A 19,602-nucleotide genomic window follows, 5' to 3' on the forward strand; every position below is an offset into this window, starting at 1 on the left:
TGTAATGTATAGGAATGAAATAAAGACATGATGAACAGTCAAGAATTAAAAAAACGCCAGGAGAAAATTCGGAATTTCTCGATCATTGCCCACATTGACCATGGGAAATCAACCCTGGCTGACCGTATTTTAGAACAGACAGAAACCGTATCGACACGTGAAATGCAAGCCCAACTGTTGGATAGCATGGACTTGGAGCGGGAGCGTGGGATTACCATCAAGCTTAACGCTGTTCAGCTCAACTATACGGCTAAAGATGGGGAGACTTATATCTTCCATCTAATCGACACACCAGGACACGTCGACTTTACCTATGAGGTATCACGGTCGTTAGCTGCCTGTGAAGGGGCAATCTTGGTTGTCGATGCAGCGCAGGGGATTGAAGCGCAAACTCTGGCTAACGTCTACTTAGCCTTGGATAATGATTTGGAAATCCTCCCTGTCATCAACAAGATTGACTTGCCAGCGGCTGATCCAGAACGTGTTCGTGGTGAGATTGAAGATGTTATCGGGATTGATGCGTCCGAAGCCGTCCCTGCTTCAGCCAAAGCTGGTATCGGGATTGAAGAAATCTTGGAGCAGATTGTAGAGAAAGTTCCTGCACCGACAGGTGATGTGGATGCTCCACTACAAGCCTTGATATTTGACTCGGTTTATGACCCTTATCGTGGGGTTATCCTTCAAGTCCGTGTGGTCAATGGTATGGTCAAACCTGGCGACACCATTCAAATGATGTCCAATGGCAAGACCTTTGATGTCACGGAAGTGGGGATTTTCACACCAAAAGCCATTGGGCGTGATTTCTTAGCGACAGGTGATGTTGGCTACATTGCAGCTTCCATTAAGACTGTGGCAGATACCCGTGTCGGGGATACAGTGACTTTGGCTGCGAATCCTGCGTCAGAAGCTCTGGATGGCTACAAGCAGATGAACCCGATGGTTTTTGCGGGTCTCTATCCGATTGAGTCTAACAAGTACAATGATTTGCGAGAAGCCCTTGAGAAATTACAACTCAACGATGCCAGTCTTCAATTTGAGCCTGAAACTTCTCAGGCCCTTGGATTTGGTTTCCGTTGTGGCTTCTTGGGTCTCCTTCATATGGATGTTATCCAAGAGCGGATTGAGCGGGAATTTAATATTGACCTGATCATGACAGCTCCGTCGGTAGTTTACCATGTGCATACAACAGACGGGGAAATGATTGAAGTGTCTAACCCGTCTGAATTTCCAGAGCCAACCCGTGTCTCTACCATTGAAGAGCCCTATGTCAAGGCGCAAATCATGGTACCACAAGAGTATGTCGGAGCGGTGATGGAATTGGCCCAGCGCAAGCGTGGGGATTTCGTAACCATGGATTACATTGATGATAATCGTGTCAATGTCATTTACCAAATTCCACTAGCTGAGATTGTCTTTGATTTCTTTGACAAATTGAAATCCTCTACACGCGGCTATGCCAGCTTTGATTACGAGATTTCCGAATACCGGACGTCGAAATTGGTGAAAATGGATATTCTCCTCAATGGAGACAAGGTCGACGCCCTCAGCTTTATCGTTCACAAGGAATTTGCCTATGAACGTGGCAAATTGATTGTAGACAAGCTCAAGAAAATCATTCCACGTCAGCAGTTTGAGGTGCCAATTCAGGCTGCCATTGGGCAAAAGATTGTGGCCAGAAGTGACATCAAAGCCCTTCGTAAAAACGTATTGGCCAAGTGTTATGGTGGTGACGTTTCCCGGAAACGCAAACTCCTCGAAAAACAAAAAGCTGGTAAAAAACGGATGAAAGCCATCGGATCTGTTGAAGTACCACAGGAAGCTTTCCTCAGCGTGCTGTCAATGGACGAAGATGATAAGAAATAAGCAATCAGAAAGAACAGTTAGATGCCAATGAAACCCAAAAAACGCAAAGAGTTGTTAAAAGAAACAGCAGTATCTACACCAGAACAAGGTAAAAAACAATTGGACTGGGCAACAGCCTCATCTGTCTTCTTTATCTTAATTTATGCTTTTGGTGTTGTGACCAATCTTATGTCACGAAATTACCTGATGGCTTTGATTTGGACAGTCCTAATCGGTGTCAATCTCTTTTTCTTGATCCGCAACCGCCGTCTCAAGTAAGGTGGAATGAGGAGATTCAATCATGAGTGAAATGTTGGATATTGAACGTTACCATGAATTGGCCTTGCAAAAGCAAAAGGAACACCGTCTGTTCTTGGTCAGTTTAAAACGCAAGGCCCCTAAAAACCTGGATCGCATTGTACAAGAAGTCCATGAAGAAGTCTTTCAGGAAATTGATTGCACCAAGTGTGCCAATTGCTGCAAAACATTAGGTCCACTTTTTACAGAAGCAGATATCACACGAATTGCCAAGCATTTTCGCATGAAGTTACCAGCTTTTGAAGACATGTTCTTGCGGACGGATGAAGATGGGGACAAGGTCTTTCAAGCCATGCCCTGTCCATTTCTCGGAGAAGACAATCTTTGTAGCATCTATGATGTTCGTCCCAAGGCTTGTCGGGAATTTCCCCATACAGACCGCAAAAAGATATACCAGATTAACCATCTCACCTTAAAAAATACCCTCTTTTGTCCTGCAGCTTACCTGTTTGTAGAAAAGCTTCGGGAACGAATTCAATAAAAAAAGTTCGATAGAAACCTATCGAACTTTTTGTTTACCAAGCAAAGGCATCAGTTGGGGCATGGAGGGCCTCAAGCCAATGGTTATCTTGTAGTTGGCAGAGGGTAACAGAGATGCCTGACATATCCAAACTGGTCATGAATTTCCCAGTTTTAATAAGAGGAATGGTCAAACCTTCGATGTCACAGAGCTGGAGCAGATCGTTTAGGAAGATACCCATCTCTAATTCTGTTGTACTACCTAGGTTGTTGACCAAGAGGACAAATGGCTGGTCTTTTTTCCAGTGATAGTGCAATTTTAGCTTATTGATGATTTCAACGGCTAAGGCCTCGGATGACTGAAAAGGAACGGTTCGGTATCCTTCTTCTCCGTGGATACCGATACCGTAGGAAATGGCTGTATCTGGCAATTCGAACAAAGGGGTGCAGTCAGGTGGAGTGGAGGCGGACTTGGTGGCAAAGCCAATGGTTGCAGTATGTGTAGCTACTTCAAAACCAGCCTGTTCTAATGCATCAAGACTGGCTCCATTTTGAGCAAGGTAACCAAGGATTTTATGAAGCAAAATCGTCCCTGCTAGGCCTCGTCCCCTGATTTGAAAATGATTTTTTGGCTCAATCGAGATATCATCATGAGAAACAATATAACGAACTTGGTGTCCCAAATCCTTGGCTTTTAAAATCGCTTTACGAAATTGATACAGGTCGGCCTCAAAATTTTTAATAATGACAAAGACTCCTTTTCCCTTGTCTAAAAATTGAATGGCTTCTAGGATTTCCTCCGCTTGAGGAGGGACAAATAGTGGGCCGTAAAGGGCAGCCGTGACCATGCCTTTTCCAATAAAGCCAGAATGGGAAGGCTCGTGTCCGCTACCTCCTCCAGTTAAAATAGGGACCTGAGACTGATCCCAATCGCGGTAGTATATCAATGGGAGGTGGTCATGTTTTGTTAGCTGGGAGTGGGCGGCAACTAGGCCAGAATAAAAATCATGAATCAGTTTTTCAGGTCGATTGTGTATAAAGGTCATGGTTTTCTCCTCAAATCAGAACGGTTGGTAATTTCAATGATCAAAAAATCCGGATTGGGCATTTGAATGGAATGGTGAACAAAATTTTTCACAATTTCTGCCAAAGCATGCGCGTTGTATTGTTTATGAAAAGCTCGAAATTCAGCCTCTTCTGGAAGTTCCTCTGAGATAGCATACTCTTGTAGAATTTTTTCAACAACCGTTTGGCAATAGTTGATAAAGTAAGAATAGAAATCATTTTGTCCCTTGATATCAAACAACTGGACATAAAAGTCTTTTTCTTCTTCAAAATAGAGAAAAAGTTCCTTTAGCAATTTATGGCCAGAAATAAAGGAGAGGTTGTCTGTAATTTGTTCTTTTAGGCCATTTTCAAAAATCCAGTCCATCAGTTGGTACTTGTCAAGAAAGTGGTTGTAGAAGGTTTGCCTGCGGATACCTGCTAGTTCCATGATGTCTACAACTGAAATTTTTTCAAATTCTTCTGTTTCCAACAGCGTTTTAAAGGCTTTGGCAATTCTTTTTTTGGTAATAATCGAAGTTGTCATCGCAATCCTTTCTCGCATCACTCGTCTTTCTTATCTTACCAAAAAATAAGAGAATTGAATAGCTCAGGTGGACAGACTACATAATCTGTCCCTTACTTTTTTGGAGCCAGGGTTTTATAATAAAGGTATCAAAATAAAAAACAAGGAGTTTTTCTGATGAAAAAAATTATTAACGATCCAGTCCACGTTGTTGATGAAATGATCAAGGGGATTACCTATATCCATGATGATTTGGTAGAACGCATTGATGGATTTGATGTCATTGTCCGTAAGGCAGAAAAAACGGGTAAAGTCGGTATTGTCTCTGGGGGCGGTAGTGGTCATGAGCCGTCACATGCTGGTTTTGTCGGAGAAGGTATGTTGTCTGCAGCAGTCTGTGGGGCTGTTTTTACCTCACCAACTCCTGACCAAATCCTTGAAGCGATTAAAGCAGTTGATGAAGGGGCGGGTGTCTTCCTGGTTATCAAGAACTATTCTGGTGACATCATGAACTTTGAAATGGCACAAGAATTAGCTGAAATGGAAGGCATTGACGTTGCAAGTGTTGTTGTCGATGACGATATTGCTGTTGAAAACAGCTTGTATACACAAGGCCGCCGTGGTGTAGCGGGTACAGTTTTAGTTCACAAGATTCTGGGTGATGCTGCGCGTGCTGGCAAATCGCTTGAAGAAGTAAAAGCCTTGGCAGATGCTTTGGTGCCCAATATCAAGACCATCGGTTTGGCTCTATCAGCTGCAACTGTTCCTGAAGTCGGCAAACCTGGATTTGTTCTGGAAGAAGATGAATTTGAGTATGGTGTTGGTATCCATAGTGAGCCGGGCTACAAGAAAGAGAAAATGCAAACCTCCAATGTCTTGGCCAAAGAATTAGTCGACAAGTTAGTTGCTGACTTTGAATACAAGAAAGGGGACAAATTTGGTATCTTGATCAATGGTCTCGGTAGCACCCCTCTGATGGAACAATATGTTTTTGCAAATGACGTAGCTGGTTTGTTAGAAGAAAATGGTGTGACAGTGGTTTACAAGAAATTAGGTGACTACATGACGTCCATCGATATGGCAGGCTTGTCCTTGACCTTGATTAAATTGGAAGATGAAGCTTGGTTGGATGCCTTGAATAGCCCAGTGACAACACCAGCTTGGTAAGAAGGGAGTTTGAATGAAAGTAGAAGACGCAATCAAATGGATTAAGCTTTTTAACGAAAAGGTTCAAACCAATAAAGACTATCTCAGTGAACTCGATACGCCGATTGGAGATGCCGACCATGGAGGAAATATGGCCCGTGGTATGGCAGCAGTTGTGGCAGAATTAGAAGCAAAAGATTATGAAACAACGAGCGATGTACTAAAAACAGTTGGTATGCAGTTGCTTAGTAAAGTCGGAGGTGCATCTGGTCCACTTTATGGCTCGGCTTTTGTTGGTTTAGCCAAAGCGATAGACAAAGAACCGTTTGCAGATGCTGTTCAGGCTGGTTTGGATATGATCATCAAACGCGGAAAAGCAACGGTCGGAGAGAAAACAATGGTCGATGTTTGGACACCAATTGTAGAAGCGCTTCGCTCCAACAGTTTAACGGTTGATGGGATTAAGGGCTATGTTGAAGCTACCAAGGATACAGTGGCTACCAAAGGTCGTGCTTCTTATGTTGGAGAACGCTCTATTGGGCATATTGACCCAGGTTCGTATTCAACAGGCTTGTTGTTTGAAGCCTTATTAGAATCAGGGGTGGCCTATGAGTGAGTTAGGAATTATCCTGGTTTCCCATTCTAAAAACTTGGCACAAGGAATTGCGGATTTGATTTCCGAAGTCGCAAAGGATATTGCCTTTACCTATGTTGGGGGAACACCAGACGGGGATATTGGGACCAGTTTTGACCAGGTGCAAGAAATTGTGGATGCCAATCCAGCTCAGACCTTGTTGGCTTTCTATGATTTGGGGTCAGCCCGCATGAACATCGAAATGGTGTCGGATTTTTCAGACAAGGAAATTTTACTCCAAGACGTTTCGGTTGCAGAAGGAACGTATACTGCCGCGGCCTTGTTACAAGCAGGAGCTGACAAAGATGCCATCTTAGCACAATTAAAAGAATTAGCCATTACCAAATAATCAAAACAGCAAGAAAGTTAAAAACTTCTTGCTGTTTTTTAGGACTATAAAAGAGGAGATTCTAAGCGATTTGCGATAACGCTTACAATATGGTATAATAAATACAAGAACAGTTGAATAAACAGTTTATTTGCATCATACTATCCACATCTGTATGCTATTTTTGGTTTACAGATTTTTTTATTATAGAAAGGGAATTTTGATATGAAGAAAATCTATCAATTGCATTTTAACAGCATTCTGTCACAGTTGGAAAGCTCTGAAAAGGGCTTGACCAAAGAAGAAGTTCAGAAACGACAAGAAAAATATGGTTTCAATGAATTGGAACAGTCAGAGAGCCTGTCGCCATGGGAAATTTTATGGCACAATATCAACAACATTATTGTTTATTTATTGGGTGGAGCCGTACTCTTATCACTATTTATGGGGGAATGGGTCGAGGCTATCGCTGTCTTTGTTGCCCTACTCAGTGCCGTATTAACAGGGTTTTTGGTTGAGTTAAAGGCCCATAGTTCAGTCGAATCCTTGCAGAAAATGATTTTTACCACGACAAAAGTCATAAGAGATGGCCAAACACTGGAAATTGAATCCAAAGAGTTGGTTCCTGGAGATATCATGGTCCTTGAAGAAGGTGATGCGATTGCAGCAGATGGTCGCTTGATGGCAAGCACAAACTTTGCCGTCATTGAATCAGCCTTAACAGGTGAGTCAGAACCAGTGGACAAAGATGCCCAAGTGGAGTTGGAAGAAGAAGCCTCGATTGGTGACCGCGTCAATATGGTCTTTTCAGGAACTGCGGTAGCACGAGGAAATGCCCGAGCAATCGTGACTGCAACCGGTATGACAACAGAAGTCGGACAAATCTCGTCCCTAATTGACCGTAAAAGTTCCAAAGAATCACCACTGGACAAAGAGTTGCACAAGTTAGGAAAACTCTTAATTGTATTGTCCTTAGTTGCAGCGCTCTTGGTGATTGTTGTTGGGCTAATTAAGGGACAAGACATGGTTCATATTTTGCATATAGCCATTATTCTAGCCATTGCAGCTATTCCTGAAGCCCTTCCAGCCGTCTCTACCATCACTTTGTCTCGAGGGATGAAGATGATGTCAGAGCAAAAAGCTTTGGTTAAAAACCTTTCGGCTGTTGAAACCTTAGGTTCAACATCTGTGATTGCCAGTGACAAAACTGGTACGCTGACTGAAAATCAGATGACCGTTGAGCGGATTAAATTGGCCAATGACCGCTATTTGGAAGTAACCGGACGAGGTTATGATCCAATTGGAGAGATGACAGAGGGCGATGAAAAGCAAGCGCCAAATCTAAGGGAAGTTCTTGGTCAATCTGAATCCAGCGATGACCTTGCCCTCTTTATCATTCATGGTTTGGCAGCCTCCAATGCTCAGTTAAGTCTGGCGGAAGAACAATCAGACGAGACTGACAAAAAAGAATACACTATTATCGGTGACCCGACAGAAGGAGCCTTGGTTGTTCTAGCTGCTAAAAACCAATTGGATTATGCGACTTTGAGACAACAAGGTTGGAACCGTTTAGAAGAAATACCATTTAGTTCGGAACACAAATTTATGGCTGTTTTAATGGATACACCTGCTGGTAAGAAACTCATCGTCAAAGGTGCGCCTGATGTTCTGATTCATGATTTCATTTCTAATTCAAAAGATCAAGATTATTGGTTGGCACAAAATGAATCCCTTGCAGCTGAAGGCATGCGGGTCTTGGCAGTGGCCTCGCTGGCCATTTCTGAGGAAGAGTATCGTACTGCCTCTGATTTTGAAACGCTTTTAGATGAGAAAAAAGGCCGCTTTGTGATAGATGGATTGGCCGGTATTATGGACCCACCGCGTGATGATGTGACCATGTCAGTGACCAAGACACAAGAGGCTGGAATTACCGTTAAAATGATTACTGGAGACCATCCAAAGACAGCTTCGGTTATCGCCCAGCAAATTGGAATTACCAATTACCAAGAAACTATGACGGGGCAAGAAATTGACCAGCTAGTTGACAGTGCAGACTTCGATGAAAAAGTACAAAAAACAGCAGTATTTGCGCGTGTCTCACCTGAGAATAAATTGCAAATCGTTCGTTCGCTCCAATCAAGAGGTAATGTTGTGGCCATGACGGGTGATGGGGTCAATGATGCCCCAGCCTTGAATGGTGCTGATATTGGAGTTGCCATGGGAATCCGTGGTACTGAAGTTGCCAAAGAAACCTCTGCCATGATTTTGACAGATGACCAATTTTCAACCATTGTCAGTGCAGTAGAAATTGGCCGAAATATCTTCGCCAACATTAAGAAATATGTCCAATTCCTATTCTCTTGTAATATGGTCGAAATTTTGACAGTGCTATTGACAGTTATCTTTGTACTTCCAATGCCGCTTCAGGCCTTGCACATTTTGTATTTGAATTTGGTCATTGATATTGCTCCAGCTATGGCTCTGGCTTTTGAAGAAGCAGACAAGGATATCATGAACCAGCCGCCACGTAAAAGCAATGGTGGTTTGGTCAACAAGGCTTTCTTGTCACGGATTTTAATCGGTGGTGCCATTATAGCCCTTGCTAGTTTTCTCATTTTCCGCTATGCCTTGGAAAAAGAAGCTAGCTTGGAATACGCTCAAACGGCAACCTTTACCTTTATGGCCTTGGCACAATTGCTTCATATCTTTAATGTCAGAAAATCATCTGGATTTGGCTTGGACGCCTCCTTGTTCCGCAATAAGGTTCTGGTCTTCTCCTTGCTCTTCTCACTTGTTTTGCAATTAGGAGCTGTGTACCTTTCGTTTATGAATCCAATTCTTGGAACTGTCCCATTAACAGGCTGGACCTGGATCTACATGGGGATTGCTTTAGTTTGTACAACGGCACTCGTTTTTGTGGTCAATACACTCCTGAGCAAATTCGTTAAAAAGGAATCTTATTAAATGCTTTTTACTGTTAGACTGCCGAAAAAAGATTGAGAAATAAGTGAAAAGATGCTAAAATAAAGCCACAGGGAATGATTGTCTCCCTTGAAACCTTAGATTTCAAAACCGCATAAAAAGCTAATGACATCTGTATCCATACAAGCTTTGAGTAAAGGAGTTGAAGAAAGGATTTTCTTTTCCGCTCTAGTTTTTAGCTTGTGTGGTGCAGGTGTTTTTTGTTGAAGGAGAATAATGGAAATATGATTGTATCAATTGGTTTGATTCTTGCTGGGGCTATTTTGGCATTTATTATGATGGAGGTTGTAAAATTGCCCAAAATGATTGGTTTTTTGCTGGTGGGAATTTTGTTGGGTCCCTTTGTATTGGATTGGTTAGATCCAGCCATACTTGAAAATGGTGCTGCCATCCGAAAATTGGCCCTTGTCATTATCCTTATCAAGGCAGGGCTGACCATTCGGCTAGCAGATTTAAAAGAGATTGGCCGACCGGCCATATTCATGTCCTTTTTGCCTGCTCTCATGGAAATGCTGGCCTATACTGTTTTTGCACCATTCTTTTTCTCTATTAGTCCTACGGAAGCCGCTTTAATGGGAAGTGTTCTAGCAGCTGTCTCTCCAGCAGTAGTAGTCCCTCGAATGGTGGAGTTGATTGATCAGAAAATAGGAACTAGCAGAAAGATGCCTCAATTGATTCTTGCAGGAGCTTCCTTAGACGACGTTGTTGTTATCCTCTTGTTTACCTCCTTATTGGGGTTGGTAGCCACAGGAAAAGTAGAATGGATTCACTTGCTTCATATTCCAATTTCAATTGTGCTGAGTATTGTTTTGGGTTTTATCATTGGAAAAATAGTTGGTAGGGTATTGAAAAAATGGCATCTTAAGCAAACAATTCCTGCTATTTATGCCTTTCTTCTTGTTTTGGCTGTGGCTTGTTTCTTGGTTCAGGTGGAAGAAGTGGCGAAACCCTATGTAGCTTTGTCAGCACTGCTATCGATCTTGATGATAGCCATTCAATTGCCCAATACCTTACCTTCTGATCTCTCGACATCAATGGCCAATTTTTACAGCAAGATTTGGTTGGTGGCTGAGATTTTCCTATTTGTTTTGCTAGGAAGTTTGGTGGACATTCACCACGCTATCAGTGCTGGTCTAGCAGCTGTTGGATTGATTACCTTGACCCTCTTGGTTCGGACAATTGGTGTTTGGTTGAGTTTGGTTGGAAGTGGCTTTAGCCTAAAAGAGAAAGTTTTTTGTGTGATAGCCTATCTGCCCAAAGCAACTGTTCAAGCAGCGATTGGTGGCATTCCATTATCCATGGGCTTGGCCAGTGGTGAAATCATCTTATCTGTTGCGCTTATCGGCATTTTAATCACTGCCCCTCTCGGCGCTATTTTATTGGATCGCTATGCCAAACTCTTGCTTTCAGAGTCCTAATCTTAAGAAAATGATGAAAAAGGAGAATATGATATAATGGAACAAAAGAATAGAAAAGGAAATGAAAAATGAACAATGATCAAGAGTTGCGCCATGTTTCCCATGCTTTATTGCAAGAAAGAGGCGTTGAATTAGCAGACATCGCTGAATTAGTATTGAATTTACAAAACCGCTATATCCCAGATTTGGAAATGAACGAGTGTTTGGAAAATGTGCAAGCTGTCTTGGAAAAACGCGAAGTTCAAAATGCCATTATTACAGGTATTGAATTAGATAAATTAGCAGAAGAAGGCAAATTATCACAGCCCTTGATGGATATCCTCAAGCGTGATGAGGGGCTTTATGGGATTGACGAAATCCTTGGTTTGTCGATTGTCAACCTATATGGATCCATTGGTTTTACCAACTATGGATACTTGGATAAAGTGAAACCAGGTATTATCAGCCGTCTGGATAGTAAAAATGGAACTAGCTGCCACACTTTCTTGGACGATATTGTCTGTGCCATTGCAGCCTCTGCAGCCAGCCGTATCGCCCACAACGACCCGCAAAAGAGCGCCATTGCCAATCAGAAATAATAAGAAGAAGATTCGAAAATAGATCTTCTTTTTTCTATATTATCATTTGAATGCGGTTGCAAAAATGATATAATAAATTTAAAAAAGTTAGGTAAAATTAGAATGTTAGCACATTATGATAGTGAAACTCAGAAAGAGCAATCTCTAGAAGAACATTCATTCCTTGTTGCGAAAATGGCAAGAGATACTGCTAGTTTGGTACAACAGGGGGATCTGCTTTTCTTGGTTGGATTATTTCATGATTTAGGAAAAGCAGATAGAAATTTTCAAACAAAATTATTAGAAAAGCCTAGTCTACATGTTGACCATTCTTATGCAGGAGCAAAATATCTTTTTTCTAAAATACTGTTTCGTCTGAAAACGAAAAATGTTGATAAAAGTGAGCGGCTCATGTTTAATGATATTATCGGCTATGTGATAACAGCTCATCATGGTATGTATGATATTTCCTCTTTAGAAGATGAGGCAAGGCTATTTGGGCAAAATCGATTTCGTCTTCGAATTTGTAGAGACATGCCAGATTATCATTTTGAAGAAGATATCATTCCTTTTGCAGCTCAGTTAGAATCTAAATTAGTTCACTACGGTTATAAAGATTTGGATGATTTAATTGATCAAGCGTTTGAAAATTTTTCTCAAGCATTGGCAAAGCTTGATTGGGAAGATAAGAGTGAACGTGAGTTCTATTTATCTTGCTTCGTTAGGCTCTATCTATCACTGTTAAAGAATGCGGATATTCTAGATACCATTAACGCTTATGACATGGAAGTAGAGCCAATGACTGTGGAGAAATGTGAACAGTTAAAACAATCGTATCTTGATGCCGTTGAAGACAAATATGCAAGTTTTAGCAATCCCACAACGAGGTTGAATCAGATTCGTAGTCAAATTGCTGAGAGAATCAAAAATAGAGGACAAAAAGATTCTACAGGGATTTATCGTCTGGATTTGCCTACGGGTGCTGGCAAAACCAATCTCAGCATGCGCTATGCCTTTCATCAATTAGTTGAACAGAATAAATCACGTTTCTTCTATATCACGCCTTTTTTATCTGTCTTAGAACAAAATGCTTCTGAAATTCGGAAAATTACAGGCAAAGAAGGGGTATTGGAACACCATTCCAATGTGGTTAAGGACCGCGATACGCAGGAAGATGACGGTAAGTCAGCTGCTTTATCTGATTATCTGATCGATAGCTGGGATAGTCCGATTGTTCTAAGTTCTATGGTGCAGTTTTTCCAGTCCTTATTTAAGACAAAATCAGCCAACATTCGTCGTTTTTCAAGTTTTATGAATAGTGTTGTTATATTGGATGAAGTGCAGTCGCTTCCGATTGAAGTGACGACCTTATTTAATCTGACGATGAATTTTTTGAGTAGGGTCATGCAAACAACAGTCGTTTTATGCACAGCGACGCAACCTACTTATGATTCAAAAGAAATTGTTCACCGTATTCTATATGGCGGAAAAAATGGAGAAGCAGCAGATTTGGTTGATTTAACTGTGATAGAAAAAGAGATTTTTTCACGAACAGAATTACGAAAATTGAATGAGAACAATCAACCATCAAAACTTTCTGATTTGGTTGATGTTATGTTAGACAAGAACGAGTCAACTCTAGCAATCTTTAATACGAAAAAAACAGTGGATAAATTGTACGACATGCTAGTTGATCTGACCGATAGACCTATTTATCAATTATCGACTAATATGTGTGCTCAACATCGTTTGGATGTTATTTCTGAAATGAAAGAACAGTTAAAGCATGATGTTCCGATTATTTGTATCAGTACCCAGTTGATCGAGGCTGGAGTAGATGTTGATTTTCAGCGCGTGATTCGGTCCTATGCAGGCATTGATTCGATTGTCCAGGCCAGTGGTCGCTGTAATCGTGAAGGAAAAAGAGAGAAAGGCCAGGTCACCTTGGTTAATCTGACAAACGACGAGGAGAATATCTCTCGTCTGAAAGAAATCAAAGCTAAAAAAGATGTAACGGAGTTTATCCTACACACCATCTCTTCGCCTATTGAGCCCTCTCTTCTTAATCGTGAATTTTTTGAACACTATTATGCCAATAATAAAGCTGACCTAGATTATCCGTTATCAGCAGATGAGTCTGTTTATGATTACTTGACTGAAAATCAATTCAAAGGAGCCTCTACCAAGGGAACATTGAAGCAGGCCTTTAAAACAGCTGGGCAAAACATGGATTTAATCCAAAATGAATCAATCGGCATGATTGTGCCTTATCGAGGAGCTATCAAAAAGATAGAAGCACTGGAAGAACTTTGTGATTCAGATTTTCCCTCTGGTGAAGAATATCAAGCGATTAAAGCATTATTAAAAGAATTGCAACTTTTCACAGTAAATGTTAGAGAACACGATGCCTTATTACAGGCGACAAAGTCTTACCTTAATGGGCAAATCCTGATATTATCAGATGGGTATTATGATGAGAAAAAAGGGGTGACTAAAGAATCAGCTAGTTTTGTATTTTGATGTAAAAGAAAACAGGCCAACGATTGTTGTTAGAGAACATCGTTGACCTGAATTCTATATCGTGCAATAGCTAAAGATAATTTCAATCCACATAGTAGCACTATGATAAAAGAATTATATCAGATTTGATATCTTTATACAACTTCTAAATATCAAAAGCTATAGATAGAAATTGAAATTTTTGGATTTATATGTTACTATATGATTGTACATATGACACTCAAAAACAGTTGCCATGTTCGTTTTTGAGTGTCATATTTATCGTGAAAAAATAAGGAGGTGTTTATGTTGTACAGGTCACGAAATTTTTATGCTCGGATTCGGGCAGACCGCGCTCTATTTACAAACCCAGCAACCAAAGGAGGATCAGAGAGATCGAGCTATTCTGTGCCTACTAGACAGGCTTTGCAGGGGATCGTTGATTCGATCTATTTTAAACCAACTTTTGTCAACGTTGTGACAGAGGTGAAGATTATCAATCAGATTCAAACGGAGTTGCATGGTGTTCGGGCTTTGTTGCATGATTACAAGGCAGATTTGAGTTATGTATCCTATCTTAGCGATGTAGAGTATTTGGTGAAATACCACTTTATTTGGAATGAGAGCCGTGAAGATTTAAGTCATGACAGACTTTCGAATAAGCACGAGGCGATTATGCAACGTTCCTTGAAGAAGGGAGGAAGGCGTGATATTTTTCTTGGCACAAGAGAATGCTTAGGAGTAGTTGATGAAGTAAGCCAAGAAGAATATGAAAATGCTGAATCTTATTATCAAGGCATCTCTATTGATTTAGGTTTGATGTTCCATTCCTTTGCTTACCCAACGGATAAAAAAACACCCCTGAAATCCTTCTTTTCGAGAACAGTAATGGAAAATGGAATTATTCACTTTAAACCTCAGTCTGAATGCGAAATCGTTAATACTCTCTCGAGCTATTCCTTTAAAACACCTGGGAAAATCAAATCAGTCGAGGAAGAATATACAGACTATGAACGGTTTGATACGATGGAGAAAGGAGGCCACTAATGGATTTTTTTACATCACTTCTAAAAGCCTATGAAACAGCAGAAGAGACAGGTTTAGTTGACCAAGAAAAAAGTGCAGAACAGGCAATCTTATTGCCGATATACCATAGCAGTCTAAAGTCTAATGGTAAAAATATTATTTCTGTTCAGCTGGATAAAAACGTTCAGTTTTACAAGTCGGAAATAATGTCAGATAAAAAAACTATTATTTATCCGGTCACTGCTGACTCTGTTGCCAGGTCAGGAAGTAGTCCTGCCCCACATCCGTTGGTAGATAAATTCTCCTATTACCTATCTGAAATTGATCAGTCTCAATACGATAGCTTTCATCAACAATTGGCAAATTGGATAAATTACTGTGATGAAGGAGAAGTCAAACAGTTTTTAATCCAGGTCCAACAGTTTATTTTGCAACCTGATTGTGTAGAACAGATCATTCATTCTTTATTTGGCAGTCAATACCAGAGAGAGGGATTGAAAGTCAGCTATATAGATTCGGATGAAAAAGATAAGACGGTTGATTTATCTGCCTATTTCTTAGAGTTTTCTATCGTGCAGTTCCGTGGCTTCAAAAACGAGTCTGTCACAAGTTTTAAGGCTTTGCACCAATCCTTTATTTCCTTTGTTGAGGCACATAAAACAAATCTCGGGGTTTGTAACATCAGTGGCCGTGAAGAGCAGATAACAACAAAGCATCGTGGCCTCATGGGAAATGCTAAAATCATATCTGTTAGTAATAAAAATGAGGCTTATAAAGGTCGGTTTCAAGAGCGAGGAGATGTTTTTAGTGTAGGCTATGAAACATCAGAGAAAATTCATCTCATGGTGAAATACTTATTGGAAAATGATCATACCAGCACCTGGCTAGGTTCTTCTCAATATTTAATCAATTGGTTTAGTGATGATTTAGCAAATGATAGTCAGCTGGACATTGTAAAACCTGAAATTGAGAGTTTATTTGAAGATGAGGAAGACGAAATACAAATTGTTCGTCCCTTATCAACTGATGAAAATCGCAAAATCGGCTCTTCCTTTATCAAGGGAAAAAAACAATTTAGTGATAATGCTACTTATTACGTTGCCATTTTAAATAAAACCAGTAATGGGCGCATTGCTTTAAAATATTTCCGTGAATTAAAGGTTTCTCAACTGTTAGAAAACTTAAACAAGTGGCAAGACAAGTATTCCTGGGAAGTTAACTATAGAGATAGAGGCTATGTCTTAAAAACACCAACCTTTGATGAGATAATTAAGGCTGCTTATGGTGTTGATAGGGAACGTTTCCTAGAATTAGACAATGATAGTTTCAGAAGTGATCAATACCAAAAGTTGGTGACAAGTCTATTAGATGGACGGCCAATACCAGATTCTTTGGTCAGGAAATTTGAAAATAATATTAAAGAACGTCACAGGTATCGTAAAAACTGGCACCGTATTGAACAGGTTAGTTTAGCGATATTGCAGCAAAAAAATAAGGAGGTATTTACACCAATGGTAGACCGTGAGAATACGAATCGTTCCTATCTCTTTGGACGATTACTAGCAATTTTTGAACTGATAGAATTGCAACGCTATCGAATAGATGGGAATGACAATAGTCGATTGACAAATGCTGAACGCTATTGGACAGCTTATACAAATCAGCCAGCCAAAATGATGGAAAGTTTAACCAATAAAATCAAGCCTTATGAGGAAGTCTTAAAGCTCCAACATAAGGGTATATGGCATAAGCTGGAAAAAGAAAGAGAAGAAGTGATTGCCTTGTTAGCCCCACTGATGGAGACCAAGGAATTTAATAGTTCTTTAGATTATCGCTTTATTTTTGGGTATTACGCTGAGAAACAATTCTTCTATACAAAACAAATTAAAGAAAGTGAGGAATAAACAATGTTAGAAACTAAGATTGATTTTATGGTGACGTTTGAGGTGAAAGAAGCAAATGCCAATGGGGATCCCTTGTCAGGCAATATGCCTAGAACAGATGCCAAAGGATATGGCTTGATGAGTGATGTTTCCATTAAGCGTAAAATCCGTAACCGTGTGCAAGATATGGGACATGCTATTTTTGTTCAGGCCAATGACCGCATAGAAGATGATTATATCTCGTTGGAAAAACGGTTCAAGGCTATCTTTACAGGCAAAGAAACGGATGAAGAAATAAATGAGAGAGCAAATAAAGAGTGGCTTGATGTTCGTTCCTTTGGTCAAGTATTTACTTACTTAAAAGATCGCTCTTTTGCTATTCGAGGTCCTATTTCAGTTAACATGCCAAAATCTCTAGAACCAATTGTTATCTCTAGTTTACAAATTACAAGAAGTACCAATGGTGTAGAGCCTAAAAAAGCTGGCGGGCGTTCATCAGATACGATGGGTACAAAACATTTTGTAGAGTATGGTGTCTATGTATTAAAAGGATCAATTAATGCCAACTTTGCTGAGAAAACAGGTTTTAGTGAAGAAGATGCTGCGGTTATTAAGGAAGCTCTTTTGAGCCTCTTTGAAAATGATGCCTCCTCAGCTCGACCAGAAGGTTCCATGCGGGTAAGAGAAGTCTTTTGGTTTACGCATTCAAATAAACTTGGTAATGTCTCTAGTGGCCGAATTTTCGACTTATTGGAATTTGATACTGATAACCAAGATAAAACAGGCTATGAAGATTACCAGATTCGCTTAAATGAGGAAGTTTTAGCAACTTACAAAGATAAAGGGTTGAAAGTTGAGATTTTAGAAGGGCTGTAAGATGGTCTATGCTGAAGAGAATTATTTAATGTTGTCAGGTATTCAGCATTTTCAATTTTGCAAACGCCAATGGGGATTGATTCATATCGAACAGCAATGGGCAGAAAATGAAGCCACAACTCATGGGCAAATCTTACACACTAAGGCTGACAATCCTTATGTTAAAGAGAAACGAAAAGATGTATTGGTGTCAAGAGCAATGCATGTTTCTTCTAAACAACTTGGTTTATATGGTATTTTAGATGTCGTTGAATTTCATAAAGATAAGGCTGGTGTGGCATTAAAAGGCAAAACTGGCAAATGGTTGCCTACAATTGTCGAATACAAGAGAGGTAAACCCAAAAAAGATACGAGAGATATTGTACAATTAGTTGCTCAAACGATTTGTTTGGAAGAAACGTTGTGTTGTTCTATAGAGGTAGGCTATCTCTATTACCATAGTGTGAATAAAAAGAAAAAAATAGAGATAACCCCTGCTTTGAGACAAGAAGTATTTGAGTTAAGCCAAGAGATGCACCGGTATTATGATAATCGAATCATTCATAAAGCGGTGTATTTTAAAAATTGTCAGCTATGCTCGTTGGTGGATATCTGTTTGCCAAGGCTCAGTAAAAAGAATCGAAATGTTGAAAACTATATCACGCAATCCTTGAGAAGTGAGGACATCGTATGAAGAAATTACTGAACACCCTATATCTTACTCAGGAAGATTTTTATCTGACGCGAGAGCGAGATAATATTGTCATCAAACAAGATGGGAAAGTTATTCAACGTTTTCCGTATCGTATTATTGAAGGGATAGTTTGTTTCTCTTATCTTGGGGCATCGCCTTCCTTGATTGAATTGTGCTCAGAAAAGAGCATTCATCTTTCGTTTCATACCCCTCAAGGACGATTTTGTGGACGGTTTGTTGGTAAAACGAATGGCAATGTTTTGTTGCGTAGAGAACATTACCGATTAGCTGACGATGACAGGTCTTTAGAGTATGCAAAACGGTTTATTCTAGCAAAGGTCTCGAACGCCAGGAAGTATTTGCTTCGTTTTAGACGTGACCATCGGGAGCGTATCAACACGTCTTTATTTGAAGAAGTGAATACAGAATTGGTTTGGGCTTTGGAAATGATTCAAACGGTTTCTAGTAAAGAAGAGTTGCTTGGGATAGAGGGGCAAGCTGCCAATCAGTATTTTAAATTATTTAATGAAATGGTGTTGTCGGATAAGGATACATTTTTCTTCAATGGCAGAACGAGAAGACCTCCTTTAGATTGTGTGAACGCTCTACTTTCTTTTGGTTACAGCCTGTTAACCTATGAATGCCAGTCTGCCTTAGAAGCTGTTGGTCTGGATAGTTATGTCGGCTTTTTCCATACGGATAGACCTGGTAGACCCAGCTTGGCATTAGATTTGGTTGAAGAGTTCCGATCTTACATCGTGGATCGTTTTGTCTTTTCAATGATTAACCGCGGACAATTATCAAAATCTCACTTTGAGATAAAAGAAAATGGGAGTGTTCTACTAACAGATAAGGGGCGCAGTGTTTTTCTGGAAGCCTGGCAGAAACGAAAGCATACCGAGGTCGAACATCCTTTTACGAAAGAAAAAGTCAAATTGATGTTATTACCTTATGTACAATCTCAGTTACTTGCAAAGGCTATAAGAGGTGATTTGGAATCTTATCCTCCATTTCTAATATAGGAGTCAAGCAATGATGGTGTTGGTAACTTATGATGTGAATACAGGAACAGCTGCTGGCCGTAAGCGTCTAAGACATGTAGCGAAGTTATGTGTAGATTACGGACAAAGGGTCCAAAATTCAGTGTTTGAGTGCTCACTCACACCAGCTGAATTTGTGGAAATTAAAAATCAGTTGCTTCAAATAATAGACGAAGAAGCAGATAGTATCCGTTTTTACCTTCTAGGAAAAAATTGGCAAAATCGTGTAGAAACCATCGGCCGTGATGATAGTTACGATCCAGATATTGGTGTTCTACTCTTGTAAAATTTTAAGTGCGAACCTAGGTTAAACATCAAAATACTGTATGTTCGACACAAAATTATGTTAAA

18 protein-coding genes are annotated in these 19,602 nt (G+C 40.1%); 16 read left to right on the forward strand and 2 right to left on the reverse strand.

The window, feature by feature from the left end:
- The first annotated feature begins 30 nt into the window (after window positions 1-30).
- The 3 genes from lepA to ACVR1I_RS03740 are packed head-to-tail and all read left to right on the forward strand — an operon-like array spanning window position 31 to window position 2,641.
- Window positions 31-1,863: a translation elongation factor 4 gene (gene lepA / locus ACVR1I_RS03730; RefSeq protein ID WP_447443006.1), complete on the forward strand. Its 1,833-nt coding sequence runs from the start codon at window positions 31-33 to the stop codon at window positions 1,861-1,863.
- A gap of 21 nt (window positions 1,864-1,884) precedes the next feature.
- Window positions 1,885-2,121 carry a hypothetical protein gene (locus ACVR1I_RS03735; protein ID WP_447442701.1) on the forward strand — a complete coding sequence of 79 codons (237 nt, stop codon included), beginning with the start codon at window positions 1,885-1,887 and terminating at the stop codon, window positions 2,119-2,121.
- A gap of 22 nt (window positions 2,122-2,143) precedes the next feature.
- Window positions 2,144-2,641 (forward strand): YkgJ family cysteine cluster protein, encoded by a 498-nt coding sequence (locus ACVR1I_RS03740; RefSeq protein ID WP_447442702.1) that lies wholly within the window; start codon window positions 2,144-2,146, stop codon window positions 2,639-2,641.
- A 34-nt stretch (window positions 2,642-2,675) separates the two neighbouring features.
- On the opposite strand, the gene dhaQ is transcribed toward ACVR1I_RS03740, so the two are convergent.
- Together dhaQ and dhaS are read right to left on the reverse strand one after the other, a co-directional pair.
- Entirely contained in the window at window positions 2,676-3,665 is a 990-nt protein-coding gene (gene dhaQ / locus ACVR1I_RS03745; protein ID WP_447442703.1) for a DhaKLM operon coactivator DhaQ, read from the reverse strand.
- Complete coding sequence (gene dhaS / locus ACVR1I_RS03750; protein ID WP_447443007.1) at window positions 3,662-4,210, reverse strand: dihydroxyacetone kinase transcriptional activator DhaS; 549 nt, start codon at window positions 4,208-4,210, stop codon at window positions 3,662-3,664. The genes dhaQ and dhaS overlap by 4 nt, the downstream gene beginning before the upstream one ends.
- Window positions 4,211-4,366: 156 nt before the next feature.
- On the opposite strand from dhaS, the gene dhaK reads away from it, so the two are divergent.
- From dhaK to cas2, 13 genes are all read left to right on the forward strand, one after another.
- Complete coding sequence (gene dhaK / locus ACVR1I_RS03755) at window positions 4,367-5,356, forward strand: dihydroxyacetone kinase subunit DhaK (RefSeq protein ID WP_447442704.1); 990 nt, start codon at window positions 4,367-4,369, stop codon at window positions 5,354-5,356.
- Between the two features lie 13 nt (window positions 5,357-5,369).
- On the forward strand, window positions 5,370-5,951 hold the full coding sequence (gene dhaL / locus ACVR1I_RS03760) for a dihydroxyacetone kinase subunit DhaL (protein ID WP_447442705.1): 582 nt from the start codon (window positions 5,370-5,372) through the stop codon (window positions 5,949-5,951).
- Window positions 5,944-6,318 (forward strand): dihydroxyacetone kinase phosphoryl donor subunit DhaM, encoded by a 375-nt coding sequence (gene dhaM / locus ACVR1I_RS03765; protein ID WP_447442706.1) that lies wholly within the window; start codon window positions 5,944-5,946, stop codon window positions 6,316-6,318. The genes dhaL and dhaM overlap by 8 nt, the downstream gene beginning before the upstream one ends.
- A gap of 204 nt (window positions 6,319-6,522) precedes the next feature.
- Window positions 6,523-9,261: a cation-translocating P-type ATPase gene (locus ACVR1I_RS03770; RefSeq protein WP_447442707.1), complete on the forward strand. Its 2,739-nt coding sequence runs from the start codon at window positions 6,523-6,525 to the stop codon at window positions 9,259-9,261.
- A gap of 242 nt (window positions 9,262-9,503) precedes the next feature.
- The gene (locus ACVR1I_RS03775; RefSeq protein WP_447442708.1) at window positions 9,504-10,697 is read left to right on the forward strand and encodes a cation:proton antiporter domain-containing protein; all 1,194 of its coding nucleotides are present in this window, start codon (window positions 9,504-9,506) and stop codon (window positions 10,695-10,697) included.
- A gap of 68 nt (window positions 10,698-10,765) precedes the next feature.
- Window positions 10,766-11,275 carry a phosphatidylglycerophosphatase A family protein gene (locus ACVR1I_RS03780; protein ID WP_447442709.1) on the forward strand — a complete coding sequence of 170 codons (510 nt, stop codon included), beginning with the start codon at window positions 10,766-10,768 and terminating at the stop codon, window positions 11,273-11,275.
- A gap of 102 nt (window positions 11,276-11,377) precedes the next feature.
- Window positions 11,378-13,774 (forward strand): CRISPR-associated helicase Cas3', encoded by a 2,397-nt coding sequence (gene cas3 / locus ACVR1I_RS03785; RefSeq protein WP_447442710.1) that lies wholly within the window; start codon window positions 11,378-11,380, stop codon window positions 13,772-13,774.
- Between the two features lie 288 nt (window positions 13,775-14,062).
- The gene (cas5c, locus tag ACVR1I_RS03790; protein ID WP_447443008.1) at window positions 14,063-14,800 is read left to right on the forward strand and encodes a type I-C CRISPR-associated protein Cas5c; all 738 of its coding nucleotides are present in this window, start codon (window positions 14,063-14,065) and stop codon (window positions 14,798-14,800) included.
- A complete protein-coding gene (gene cas8c / locus ACVR1I_RS03795; protein ID WP_447442711.1) occupies window positions 14,800-16,683 on the forward strand; it encodes a type I-C CRISPR-associated protein Cas8c/Csd1 in 1,884 nt (627 codons plus the stop codon). The genes cas5c and cas8c overlap by 1 nt, the downstream gene beginning before the upstream one ends.
- 3 nt (window positions 16,684-16,686) lie before the next feature.
- Window positions 16,687-17,538 (forward strand): type I-C CRISPR-associated protein Cas7/Csd2, encoded by an 852-nt coding sequence (gene cas7c / locus ACVR1I_RS03800; protein WP_447442712.1) that lies wholly within the window; start codon window positions 16,687-16,689, stop codon window positions 17,536-17,538.
- Window position 17,539: 1 nt separating this feature from the next.
- Window positions 17,540-18,211 (forward strand): CRISPR-associated protein Cas4, encoded by a 672-nt coding sequence (gene cas4 / locus ACVR1I_RS03805; RefSeq protein ID WP_447442713.1) that lies wholly within the window; start codon window positions 17,540-17,542, stop codon window positions 18,209-18,211.
- Window positions 18,208-19,233, forward strand: coding sequence for a type I-C CRISPR-associated endonuclease Cas1c (cas1c, locus tag ACVR1I_RS03810; RefSeq protein WP_447442714.1), 1,026 nt, complete (start codon window positions 18,208-18,210; stop codon window positions 19,231-19,233). Before cas4 ends, cas1c begins: the two co-directional genes overlap by 4 nt.
- Window positions 19,234-19,243: 10 nt before the next feature.
- A complete protein-coding gene (cas2, locus tag ACVR1I_RS03815; RefSeq protein WP_447442715.1) occupies window positions 19,244-19,537 on the forward strand; it encodes a CRISPR-associated endonuclease Cas2 in 294 nt (97 codons plus the stop codon).
- Window positions 19,538-19,602 lie beyond the last annotated feature (65 nt).

It is taken from the genome of Streptococcus cameli (assembly GCF_053207365.1).